General features: G+C 59.9%; 8 protein-coding genes. All 8 read left to right on the top strand.

From position 1 onward, the window contains the following. The first annotated feature begins 24 nt into the window (after window positions 1-24). The 8 genes from mtnA to rpsA all read left to right on the top strand — a co-directional run bounded on the left by mtnA (window position 25) and on the right by rpsA (window position 12470). Window positions 25-1101 carry an S-methyl-5-thioribose-1-phosphate isomerase gene (gene mtnA / locus JQF37_RS18385; protein ID WP_047527088.1) on the top strand — a complete coding sequence of 359 codons (1077 nt, stop codon included), beginning with the start codon at window positions 25-27 and terminating at the stop codon, window positions 1099-1101. A gap of 426 nt (window positions 1102-1527) precedes the next feature. After that, window positions 1528-4182: a DNA gyrase subunit A gene (gene gyrA, locus JQF37_RS18380; RefSeq protein ID WP_130206866.1), complete on the top strand. Its 2655-nt coding sequence runs from the start codon at window positions 1528-1530 to the stop codon at window positions 4180-4182. Window positions 4183-4429: 247 nt separating this feature from the next. Beyond that, window positions 4430-5515, top strand: a complete 1086-nt coding sequence (serC, locus tag JQF37_RS18375) for a 3-phosphoserine/phosphohydroxythreonine transaminase (RefSeq protein ID WP_130206868.1) — start codon at window positions 4430-4432, stop codon at window positions 5513-5515. Next, the gene (gene pheA, locus JQF37_RS18370) at window positions 5515-6609 is read left to right on the top strand and encodes a prephenate dehydratase (RefSeq protein ID WP_047527090.1); all 1095 of its coding nucleotides are present in this window, start codon (window positions 5515-5517) and stop codon (window positions 6607-6609) included. The genes serC and pheA overlap by 1 nt, the downstream gene beginning before the upstream one ends. 12 nt (window positions 6610-6621) lie before the next feature. After that, on the top strand, window positions 6622-7734 hold the full coding sequence (hisC, locus tag JQF37_RS18365; protein WP_130206870.1) for a histidinol-phosphate transaminase: 1113 nt from the start codon (window positions 6622-6624) through the stop codon (window positions 7732-7734). Window positions 7735-7762: 28 nt separating this feature from the next. Continuing rightward, a complete protein-coding gene (locus tag JQF37_RS18360) occupies window positions 7763-9970 on the top strand; it encodes a bifunctional prephenate dehydrogenase/3-phosphoshikimate 1-carboxyvinyltransferase (protein WP_239142527.1) in 2208 nt (735 codons plus the stop codon). After that, a complete protein-coding gene (gene cmk, locus JQF37_RS18355) occupies window positions 9967-10656 on the top strand; it encodes a (d)CMP kinase (protein ID WP_047527093.1) in 690 nt (229 codons plus the stop codon). Before JQF37_RS18360 ends, cmk begins: the two co-directional genes overlap by 4 nt. A gap of 119 nt (window positions 10657-10775) precedes the next feature. Then, window positions 10776-12470 carry a 30S ribosomal protein S1 gene (gene rpsA / locus JQF37_RS18350; RefSeq protein WP_047527094.1) on the top strand — a complete coding sequence of 565 codons (1695 nt, stop codon included), beginning with the start codon at window positions 10776-10778 and terminating at the stop codon, window positions 12468-12470. The last annotated feature ends 38 nt before the right edge of the window (window positions 12471-12508 follow it).

Raw genomic sequence — 12508 nt, 5'->3', positions numbered from 1 at the left:
TTGTTCATGAGTGCGGGGTGAGGGATGCGCGATCGACTGTTGGCTGCGGAGAAAGTGAAGGCCATCGATTGGCGTGATGGCGCCCTGTATCTGCTGGATCAGCGTATTTTGCCGTTCGAGGAGACCTGGATCGCCTACACCAGCGCGGCTGGCGTGGCCGAGGCCATTCGCTCGATGGTGGTGCGCGGTGCGCCGGCGATCGGTATCAGTGCCGCTTATGGCGTTGTGCTGGCGGCTCGCGCGCGGTTTGCCGAAGGCGGGGACTGGCAGGCGGCGCTGGCGGAGGATTTTGCTCTGCTCGCCGATTCCCGGCCGACCGCTGTCAATCTGTTCTGGGCGCTGGGTCGCATGCAGGAACGGCTCGATCGGCTGAAGAATCATGCCGATCCGCTCTCTGTCCTGGAGGCCGAGGCCATCGCAATCCACGAAAGTGATCGCGAAGCCAACCTCACCATGGCGCAACTGGGTGTGGACCTGATCCGCAAGCATCAGGGCAACGCTCAGGCCATCCTGACCCATTGCAATACCGGCGCGCTGGCCACCGGCGGCTTCGGTACCGCGCTGGGTGTGATTCGGGGGGCGTTCATTGAAGGCATGGTCGAGCGCGTTTACGCCGATGAAACCCGCCCATGGTTGCAGGGTTCGCGATTGACGGCGTGGGAGCTGGCCAACGAAGGCATTCCCGTCACCCTCAATGCCGATTCCGCTGCTGCGCACATCATGAAAACCAAGGGCATTACCTGGGTGATCGTCGGCGCGGACCGGATCACCGCCAATGGCGACGTGGCGAACAAGATCGGCACCTATCAGCTGGCGGTCAACGCCATGCACCACGGTGTTCGGTTCATGGTGGTGGCGCCGAGTTCGACCATCGACATGAGCCTGGCCAGTGGCGACGACATTCCGATTGAAGAGCGCGATGGTCGCGAGTTGCTGGAAGTCGGTGGCAAACGGGTCGGGGCGGATGTCGATGCGTTCAATCCGGTGTTCGATGTCACGCCGGCTGATTTGATCGACGCCATCGTCACCGAAAAAGGCATCGTCGAGCGTCCGGATACGGCGAAAATGACGCAGTTGATGTGCCGTAAGCGTCTGCATTGACGGTCTCTGGCGCCTGATCGATCGCTATTGCGGGCAAGCCCGCTCCCACAGGTTTTGTGAGCGCAGCAAAACTCTGTGGGGGCGGGCTTGCCCGCGATTGGGCCCTCAAAGCCAACAAATCAACTTGAATCAGCCACAAATTCTCCATTCAACACAGCTCTAAGCTTCTCTGATCCCCTTCAAGCCTGTCACCGGTCAACTAACTATGCTCCATGCGCATCAGGGGGATAGGTGCGTGGCGGCTCTTGTGATAACATCCGGCGGTTTCCAGGGTTGCCCCAAGGGGCGACCTTTACTGCGCAGATCCATGGCATAACTCGTTGATTTGTCGTAAGTCGGTGCATGGCAATGAGCCTGCAGCGGCGAGCTTCGTTCGTCCCATATGGATGTGACGAAGTTTCACCAGAAAAAGGAATCAGGCTTCTCATGGGCGAACTGGCCAAAGAAATCCTCCCGGTCAATATCGAAGACGAGCTGAAGCAGTCCTACCTCGACTACGCGATGAGCGTAATTGTCGGGCGGGCACTGCCGGATGCGCGCGATGGCTTGAAGCCCGTGCACCGGCGCGTGCTGTTCGCGATGAGCGAGCTGGGCAACGACTTCAACAAGCCGTACAAGAAATCTGCCCGTGTTGTCGGTGACGTGATCGGTAAGTATCACCCGCACGGTGATACCGCGGTGTACGACACCATCGTTCGGATGGCGCAGCCATTCTCCCTGCGCTACCTGCTGGTAGACGGCCAGGGCAACTTCGGTTCGGTGGACGGCGACAACGCCGCGGCCATGCGATACACCGAAGTGCGCATGACCAAGCTGGCGCACGAGCTGCTGGCCGACCTGCACAAAGAAACCGTGGACTGGGTGCCGAACTACGACGGCACCGAAATGATCCCGGCGGTCATGCCGACCCGTATTCCCAACCTGTTGGTCAACGGCTCCAGCGGTATCGCCGTGGGCATGGCGACCAACATTCCGCCGCACAACCTCGGTGAAGTCATCGACGGTTGCCTGGCCCTCATCGACAACCCTGAGCTGACCGTCGATGAGCTGATGCAATACATTCCCGGTCCGGACTTCCCGACGGCGGCGATCATCAACGGTCGCGCCGGCATCATCGAAGCCTACCGCACCGGTCGCGGCCGCATTTACATGCGCGCCCGCTCGATCATCGAAGACATCGACAAGGTCGGTGGCCGTCAGCAGATCGTCATCACCGAACTCCCATACCAGCTGAACAAGGCCCGCCTGATCGAGAAGATCGCCGAGCTGGTAAAAGAGAAGAAACTCGAAGGCATCACCGAGCTGCGCGACGAGTCCGACAAGGACGGTATGCGCGTCGTGATCGAGTTGCGTCGCGGCGAAGTGCCGGAGGTGATTCTCAACAACCTCTACGCCCAGACCCAGCTGCAAGCGGTGTTCGGCATCAACATCGTCGCGCTGATCGACGGTCGCCCACGGATCCTGAACCTCAAGGACCTGCTGGAAGCCTTCGTCCGTCACCGTCGCGAAGTGGTCACCCGCCGTACCGTGTTCGAACTGCGCAAGGCGCGCGAGCGCGGTCACATCCTTGAAGGTCAAGCGGTCGCCCTGTCGAACATCGACCCGGTCATCGCCCTGATCAAGGCCTCGCCAACTCCGTCGGAAGCCAAGGAAGCGCTGGTCAGCACCCCTTGGGAATCCTCCGCGGTGGTCGCGATGGTCGAGCGTGCCGGTGCCGATTCGTGCCGTCCGGAAAACCTCGATCCGCAATACGGTCTGCGCGACGGCAAGTACTTCCTGTCGCCAGAACAGGCGCAAGCCATTCTGGAACTGCGTCTGCACCGTCTGACCGGTCTGGAACACGAAAAGCTGCTGGCCGAGTATCAAGAAATCCTCAACCAGATCGGCGAGCTGATCCGCATTCTCAACAGCGCCACGCGCCTGATGGAAGTGATCCGCGAAGAGCTGGAAGTGATCCGCGCCGAATACGGCGATGTGCGTCGCACCGAGATCCTCGATGCCCGTCTCGACCTGACCCTGGGTGACATGATCCCGGAAGAAGAGCGCGTCGTGACCATTTCCCACGGTGGCTATGCCAAGACCCAGCCGCTGGCTGCGTATCAGGCCCAGCGTCGTGGCGGTAAAGGCAAGTCGGCGACCGGCGTCAAGGATGAGGACTACATCGCTCACCTGCTGGTTGCCAACAGTCACACCACGCTGTTGCTGTTCTCCAGCAAGGGCAAGGTGTACTGGCTCAAGACTTACGAAATCCCCGAGGCGTCCCGTGCTGCCCGTGGTCGTCCGCTGGTCAACCTGCTGCCGCTGGATGACGGTGAATACATCACCACCATGCTGCCGGTCGAGGACTACACCGAAGGTCACTACATCTTCATGGCCACCGCCAACGGCACCGTGAAGAAGACCCCGCTGGAATCCTTCAGCCGTCAACGCAGCGTCGGTTTGATCGCGCTGGAGCTGGACGAAGGCGACGTACTGATTTCCGCCGCCATTACCGATGGCGAACGTGAAGTCATGCTGTTCTCCGATGGTGGCAAGGTGACTCGCTTCAAGGAATCCGACGTTCGCGCCATGGGCCGTACCGCCCGCGGTGTGCGCGGCATGCGCCTGCCGGAAGGCCAGAAGCTGATTTCCATGCTGATCCCGGAAGAAGGCAGCCAGATCCTCACCGCTTCCGAGCGTGGCTTCGGCAAGCGTACGGCGATCACCGAGTTCCCTGAGTACAAACGTGGCGGCCAGGGCGTTATCGCCATGGTCAGCAACGAGCGTAACGGTCGTCTGGTCGGTGCGGTTCAGGTGCTCGATGGCGAGGAGATCATGCTGATTTCCGACCAGGGCACCCTGGTACGTACCCGTGTCGACGAAGTCTCCAGCCTGGGTCGTAACACCCAGGGCGTAACCCTGATCAAACTGGCCAAGGATGAAACCCTGGTTGGTCTGGAGCGGGTTCAGGAGCCGTCGGAGGTCGAGGGTGAAGAGCTGGAAGGTGAAGAGGGTGCGGAGTTCGACGGTGAGGTCGTGATCGACGACGTTGTCGAGGACCAGCAACTCGACGCCGCCGCTGACGAAGAACCTCAAGAGTAAGCAGGTAAGCAGGGGGCGGATGAAAATTCGCCCCCTTGTTGTTTGTCCGTAATGAAATATCGACACCTCTGGAGATCCCTTGTGGGAGCGAGCCTGCTCGCGATGCAGGCGCCACGGTAAGTCTGAAGTATCGCGGTGATGCAATCGCGAGCAGGCTCGCTCCCACACATCTGTTTCAGCAGGGACCCGGTGTCGGCTGACAATGTGATTTATTGCGTGATACCACCAAATCAGAGCGAGATTGGATGTGAGCAAGAGAGCCTATAACTTCTGTGCCGGTCCTGCGGCGCTTCCCGAAGCTGTCCTGCAGCGCGCCCAGGGTGAACTTCTCGATTGGCACGGCAAGGGCCTGTCGGTCATGGAGATGAGTCATCGCAGTGATGAATTCGTGTCCATTGCCACCAAGGCCGAGCAGGATCTGCGTGATCTGCTGGATATCCCCTCGAACTATAAAGTGCTGTTTCTGCAAGGTGGCGCCAGCCAGCAATTTGCTCAGATTCCTCTGAACCTGTTGCCGGAAAGCGGCTCTGCCGACTATATCGATACCGGTATCTGGTCGCAGAAAGCCATCGAAGAAGCTTCGCGCTACGGCCACGTCAATGTTGCCGCTACCGCCAAGCCTTACGACTATTTCGCCATTCCCGGGCAGAACGAGTGGAAGCTGTCGAAAGACGCGGCCTACGTTCACTACGCGCCGAACGAAACCATTGGTGGCCTGGAGTTCCAGTGGGTTCCGCAAACCGGTGATGTTCCGCTGGTGGCCGACATGTCCTCGGACATTCTTTCCCGTCCGATCGACGTCTCGCGCTTCGGCATGATCTACGCCGGTGCCCAGAAAAACATCGGCCCGAGCGGCATCGTGGTGAACATCGTTCGCGAAGACCTGCTGGGTCGCGCCCGTTCCCTGTGCCCGACCATGCTCGACTACAAGGTCGCGGCCGATAACGGTTCGATGTACAACACCCCGCCAACCCTGGCCTGGTACCTGTCCGGCCTGGTGTTCGAGTGGCTGAAAGAGCAGGGCGGTGTCGAAGCCATCGGCAAGCTCAACGAAGTGAAGCAGCGCACGCTGTACGCGTTCATCGATGCCAGCGGCCTGTACAGCAACCCGATCAACAAGTCGGACCGTTCCTGGATGAACGTGCCGTTCCGCCTGGCGGACGACCGTCTCGACAAGCCGTTCCTGGCCGGCGCCGACGAGCGTGGCCTGTTGAACCTCAAGGGGCACCGCTCCGTGGGCGGCATGCGCGCCTCCATCTATAACGCCGTCGACATCAACGCGATCAATGCGCTGGTTTCGTACATGGCAGAGTTCGAGAAGGAACACGGCTAATGTCTGAGCAAGAACTCAAGGCACTGCGCCTGCGCATTGATGCCCTGGACGAAAAGGTCCTGGAGTTGATCAGTGAGCGTGCGCGCTGCGCCCAGGAAGTCGCGCGAGTAAAGATGGCCTCGCTGGCCGAAGGCGAAGTGCCGGTGTTCTATCGTCCTGAGCGCGAAGCTCAGGTGCTCAAGCGTGTCATGGAGCGTAACCAGGGGCCGCTGGGTAACGAAGAGATGGCGCGGTTGTTCCGCGAAATCATGTCTTCCTGCCTGGCGCTCGAGCAGCCACTGAAAGTGGCTTACCTCGGCCCTGAAGGTACCTTCACCCAGGCTGCGGCCATGAAGCACTTCGGTCATGCCGTGATCAGCAAGCCGATGGCGGCGATCGATGAAGTGTTCCGGGAAGTGGCGGCCGGTGCGGTGAACTTTGGCGTGGTCCCGGTGGAGAACTCCACCGAAGGCGCGGTCAACCACACGCTGGACAGCTTCCTTGAACACGACATGGTGATCTGCGGCGAAGTCGAGCTGCGCATCCACCATCACCTGTTGGTCGGTGAGAACACCAAGACCGACAGCATCAGTCGCATCTACTCCCACGCTCAGTCCCTGGCCCAGTGTCGCAAGTGGCTGGACGCCCATTACCCGAATGTCGAGCGCGTGGCGGTGTCCAGCAACGCCGAGGCGGCCAAGCGGGTCAAGGGCGAGTGGAACTCGGCGGCGATTGCCGGCGATATGGCGGCTGGCCTGTATGGGCTGACCCGACTGGCCGAGAAAATCGAAGACCGTCCGGATAACTCCACGCGGTTCCTCATGATCGGCAACCAGGAAGTGCCGCCGACTGGCGACGACAAGACCTCGATCATTGTCTCCATGAGCAACAAGCCCGGCGCACTTCACGAGTTGCTGGTGCCATTCCACGACAATGGCATCGACCTGACGCGAATCGAGACCCGTCCGTCGCGCAGTGGCAAATGGACCTACGTGTTCTTCATCGACTTCGTCGGCCACCACCGTGATCCGCTGATCAAGGGTGTGCTGGAAAAGATCAGTCAGGAAGCAGTGGCACTCAAAGTGCTGGGTTCCTACCCGAAAGCAGTTCTCTAAGGGCGGTAGCAAATGAGTGGTGATTTCCTAGCTCTGGCGCAGCCGGGCGTGCAACAACTTTCGCCTTACGTTCCGGGCAAGCCCGTGGACGAACTGGCGCGCGAGCTGGACCTCGATCCGGCCAGCATCGTCAAACTGGCAAGCAACGAAAACCCGCTGGGCGCCAGCCCCAAGGCGCTGGCGGCCATCCACGATGCGCTCGCAGAGCTGACCCGCTACCCGGACGGCAACGGTTTCGCACTCAAGACCCTGCTGGCCGAGCAGTGCCGAGTCGAGCTGAGTCAAGTGACCCTGGGCAACGGCTCCAATGACATTCTGGAGCTGGTCGCGCGCGCTTACCTGGCGCCGGGCCTGAATGCGGTGTTCAGCGAGCACGCGTTTGCGGTCTATCCGATCGTGACCCAGGCTGTCGGCGCCCAGGCCAAAGTGATTCCGGCCAAAGACTGGGGGCATGATCTGCCGGCCATGTTGGCTGCGATCGACGCCAATACCCGCGTGGTGTTCATCGCCAACCCGAACAACCCGACCGGGACCTGGTTCGATACCGAGGCGCTGGACGAATTCCTGCAGGACGTGCCGGAACACGTGCTGGTCGTGCTGGACGAGGCCTACATCGAGTACGCCGAAGGCAGCGATCTGCCGGACGGTCTGGATTTCCTGGCGGCTTACCCGAACCTGCTCGTTTCGCGGACTTTCTCCAAGGCCTATGGCCTGGCGGCGCTGCGCGTCGGCTATGGCTTGTCCACCGCGGTGGTCGCCGATGTACTGAATCGTGTGCGCCAGCCGTTCAACGTCAACAGCCTGGCCCTGGCTGCCGCTTGCGCCGCCCTGCAAGACGCCGAGTACCTGGCCGAAAGTCGTCGACTCAATGAGGCCGGCATGCAGCAGCTGCAAGCGGGCTTCCGCGATCTGGGGCTGAGCTGGATTCCCTCTAAGGGCAATTTCATTTGTGTCGATCTCGGTCGAGTGGCGGCCCCGGTTTTCCAGGGGTTGCTGCGTGAAGGTGTGATCGTGCGTCCGGTGGCTAACTACGGCATGCCGAATCACTTGCGCATCACCATCGGTCTGCCGGCTGAAAACAGCCGCTTCCTCGAAGCTCTGGCCAAGGTCCTGGCTCGTGGTTGATGTCACTGCACTGCAATCTGCTGAACCTATGATCGGGCGCCTGGTGGTGGTCGGTCTGGGGTTGATCGGCGGTTCGTTTGCCAAGGGCTTGCGTGAAAGCGGCCTGTGCCGCGAAGTGGTCGGTGTCGATCTCGATCCGCAATCGCGCAAGCTGGCGGTTGAATTGGGTGTGGTGGATCGTTGCGAAGATGACCTGGCACTGGCCTGCCAGGGCGCAGACGTTATCCAGTTGGCGGTGCCGATCCTCGCCATGGAAAAACTGCTCGCCCGACTGGCTGGCATGGATCTGGGGTCGGCGATCCTGACCGACGTCGGCAGCGCCAAGGGCAATGTGGTGCGAGCTGCGACCGAAGCATTTGGCGGTATGCCGCCGCGTTTCGTTCCGGGGCACCCGATAGCCGGTTCTGAGCAGAGCGGGGTGGAAGCCTCCAATGCCGAGCTGTTTCGACGCCACAAGGTGATTCTGACGCCGCTGGATCAGACCGATCCGGCAGCGTTGGCGGTGGTCGACCGTTTGTGGCGGGAATTGGGTGCCGATGTCGAGCACATGCAGGTCGAGCGCCACGACGAAGTGTTGGCGGCGACCAGTCATCTGCCGCATTTGCTGGCATTCGGTTTGGTCGACTCGTTGGCCAAGCGCAATGAAAATCTTGAGATCTTCCGCTACGCTGCGGGCGGTTTCCGCGATTTCACAAGAATCGCCGGGAGCGACCCGGTCATGTGGCATGACATCTTCCTCGCCAACCGCGAAGCTGTCCTGCGCACACTCGATACATTTCGCAGCGACCTCGACGCCTTGCGCGACGCGGTCGATGCAGGGGATGGGCACCAATTGTTGGGCGTTTTCACTCGCGCCCGGGTTGCCCGCGAGCATTTCAGTAAAATCCTGGCCCGTCGGGCCTATGTGGACGCTATGAATTCCAACGATCTGATTTTCCTGGCTCAACCTGGTGGCCGCCTTTCCGGTCGGATTCGCGTACCAGGTGACAAATCGATTTCCCACCGTTCGATCATGCTGGGCTCCCTGGCCGAAGGCGTGACCGAAGTGGAAGGTTTCCTCGAGGGCGAAGACGCCCTGGCAACCCTTCAGGCTTTCCGTGACATGGGTGTCGTGATCGAGGGGCCGCATCACGGCCGCGTGACCATTCACGGCGTCGGCCTGCATGGCCTGAAGCCGGCGCCTGGCCCGATCTATCTGGGTAACTCCGGTACTTCGATGCGCCTGCTGTCCGGCCTGCTGGCTGCGCAAGATTTCGACAGCACCCTGACCGGCGATGCCTCGCTGTCCAAGCGTCCGATGAATCGCGTGGCCAATCCGCTGCGTGAAATGGGCGCCGTGATCGAGACCGCCGCTGAAGGTCGCCCACCGATGACCATTCGTGGTGGTCACAAGCTCAAAGGCCTGACTTACACCATGCCGATGGCCAGTGCTCAGGTGAAGTCCTGTCTGCTGCTGGCGGGTCTGTACGCGGAAGGCAAGACCACCGTTACCGAGCCTGCGCCGACCCGTGACCACACCGAGCGCATGCTGCGTGGTTTCGGCTATCCGGTTACCGTCAATGGCGCGACTGCATCGGTGGAGTCCGGAAACAAGCTGACCGCCACCCACATCGAAGTACCCGGTGATATCTCCTCGTCGGCGTTTTTCCTGGTAGCGGCTTCGATCGCCGAAGGTTCCGAGCTGGTGCTCGAGCATGTCGGTATCAACCCGACCCGTACCGGCGTGATCGATATCCTGCGTCTGATGGGTGCTGACATCACCCTGGAAAACCAGCGTGAGGTGGGTGGCGAGCCGGTAGCGGACCTGCGCGTACGTGCAGCTAAACTCAAAGGTATCGAGATTCCGGAAGCGCTGGTTCCATTGGCGATCGACGAGTTCCCGGTGCTGTTCGTGGCTGCTGCCTGTGCCGAAGGGCGCACCGTGCTTCGTGGTGCCGAAGAGCTGCGGGTGAAGGAGTCGGACCGCATTCAGGTCATGGCCGATGGCTTGCTGGCGCTGGGCGTCAAGTGCGAACCGACCCCGGACGGCATCATCATCGATGGCGGCCAGATCGGCGGCGCCGAAGTGCACGGTCACGGCGATCACCGGATTGCCATGGCCTTCAGTGTTGCCTCGCTGCGTGCCAGTGCGCCCATCCGCATCCATGATTGCGCCAACGTCGCGACGTCGTTCCCCAACTTCCTCGCGCTGTGCGCACAGGTCGGCATCCGCGTTGCCCAAGAGGCCCAGTCGTGAACAGCATTGCACCGGTCATCACCATTGATGGGCCTAGCGGCTCCGGAAAAGGCACCGTCGCCGGGATACTGGCCAAACGCCTTGGCTGGAATCTGCTGGATTCCGGTGCGCTGTACCGTTTGCTGGCCTTCGCTGCGCATAACCACGGCGTTGACCTGACCAATGAAGAATTGCTGAAAAAACTCGCCGCTCATCTGGATGTGCAATTCATTGCGGCGACCGACGGTCAGTTGCAGCGCATCATTCTGGAAGGTGACGAAGTCAGCGATGTGATCCGTACGGAGAGTGTCGGGTCCGGTGCCTCCCAGGTGGCTGCATTGCCCGCGGTTCGCGAAGCATTGTTGCAGCGCCAGCGCGCATTCCTGGAAGCGCCGGGTCTGGTGGCCGACGGTCGAGACATGGGTACGGTGGTATTTCCGGATGCACCGCTGAAGATTTTCCTGACCGCCAGTGCCGAGGAGCGTGCGCGCCGTCGATACTTGCAGTTGAAGGGCAAAGTCGATGGTGTTAGTCTGTCGAGTCTGCTAGATGAGATACGTGCACGCGATGAGCGTGACACCCAGCGAGCGGTAGCCCCGCTCAAGCCGGCGGCTGACGCCATTCAGCTGGATTCCACGGAATTGTCCATCGATCAGGTGCTGGAACGCATCATGAGCGAGATCGCCATTCGCGATATCGCCGGGTGACCAAGAAGGCCGCGGGGGACCAGTCATAGTCCTGCGGCGCTTCTTTTAAATGAAACTAACCCACATCGTCTGGGGTGTGGAGATGGGCGTATTCTTCGCCCTCATCAACAGGAATTAAAATGAGCGAAAGCTTTGCGGAACTCTTTGAAGAAAGCCTAAAAACCCTGAACCTTCAGGCAGGCTCCATCATCACCGGTGTTATCGTTGATATCGATTACCAAGCTCGCTGGGTAACCGTTCACGCTGGCCTGAAGTCTGAAGCACTCATCCCGCTTGAGCAGTTCTACAACGACGCTGGCGAACTGAACATCAACGTCGGTGACGAAGTTCACGTTGCTCTGGACTCGGTTGAAGACGGCTTTGGTGAAACCAAGCTGTCCCGTGAAAAAGCCAAGCGCGCTGAATGCTGGATTGTTCTGGAAGCAGCCTTCGCAGCCGAAGAAGTGGTCAAGGGCGTTATCAACGGTAAGGTTAAAGGCGGCTTCACAGTCGACGTTAACGGCATCCGTGCGTTCCTGCCAGGTTCTCTGGTTGACGTCCGTCCAGTGCGCGACACCACGCACCTGGAAGGCAAAGAGCTGGAATTCAAGGTCATCAAGCTGGACCAGAAGCGCAACAACGTTGTCGTTTCCCGTCGCAGCGTCCTCGAAGCCGAGAACTCCGCCGAGCGTGAAGCTCTGCTGGAATCCCTGCAGGAAGGCCAGCAAGTCAAAGGTATCGTCAAGAACCTCACCGATTACGGCGCATTCGTCGATCTGGGTGGCGTCGATGGCCTGCTGCACATTACCGACATGGCTTGGAAGCGTATCAAGCATCCTTCCGAAATCGTCAACGTTGGCGACGAGATCGATGTCAAGGTTCTGAAATACGATCGCGAGCGCAATCGTGTTTCCCTGGGCCTCAAGCAACTGGGCGAAGATCCATGGGTTGCTATCAAAGCCCGTTACCCAGAAAGCACTCGCGTCACCGCTCGTGTAACCAACCTGACCGACTACGGCTGCTTCGCTGAGCTGGAAGAAGGCGTTGAAGGTCTGGTACACGTTTCCGAAATGGACTGGACCAACAAGAACATCCACCCTTCGAAAGTCGTACAAGTCGGCGACGAAGTGGAAGTTATGGTTCTGGACATCGACGAAGAGCGTCGTCGTATCTCCCTGGGCATCAAGCAGTGCAAATCTAACCCATGGGAAGATTTCTCTGGCCAGTTCAACAAGGGCGATAAAATCTCCGGCACCATCAAGTCGATCACCGATTTCGGTATCTTCATTGGTCTGGACGGCGGCATCGACGGCCTGGTTCACCTGTCCGACATCTCCTGGAACGAAGTGGGCGAAGAAGCCGTACGCCGCTTCAAGAAAGGCGACGAGCTGGACACCGTTATCCTGTCGGTTGACCCAGAGCGCGAGCGCATCTCCCTGGGTATCAAGCAGCTGGAAAGCGATCCGTTCTCCGAGTACGTTCAAGAGAACGACAAAGGCGCAATCGTTAAGGGCATCGTGAAAGAAGTTGACGCCAAAGGCGCCATCATCACTCTGGCCGACGATATCGAAGCGACTCTGAAAGCCTCCGAAATCAGCCGTGACCGCGTTGAAGACGCGCGCAACGTTCTGAAAGAAGGCGAAGAAGTAGAAGCCAAGATCATCAGCGTTGATCGTAAGAGCCGCGTAATCCAGCTCTCGATCAAGTCGAAAGACGTTGAAGACGAGAAAGAAGCTATCCAGAGCCTGCGCGACAAGCCAGTAGCTACGGATGCTCCAGTAGCCACCACTCTGGGTGACCTGCTGCGTGCTGCACAAGCGGAAAAACAGAACTAAGTTCTGACTTTCTGTAAAAAAAGGGCGACTTCGGTCGC

Origin of the sequence: Pseudomonas sp. MIL9 (genome assembly GCF_016887925.1) — a bacterium.
In the GTDB taxonomy this organism is placed as follows: Bacteria; Pseudomonadota; Gammaproteobacteria; order Pseudomonadales; family Pseudomonadaceae; genus Aquipseudomonas; species Aquipseudomonas mohnii.
The sequence above is the reverse complement of the archived record's forward strand: the minus strand, read 5'-3'. Positions and strand labels throughout refer to the sequence as shown.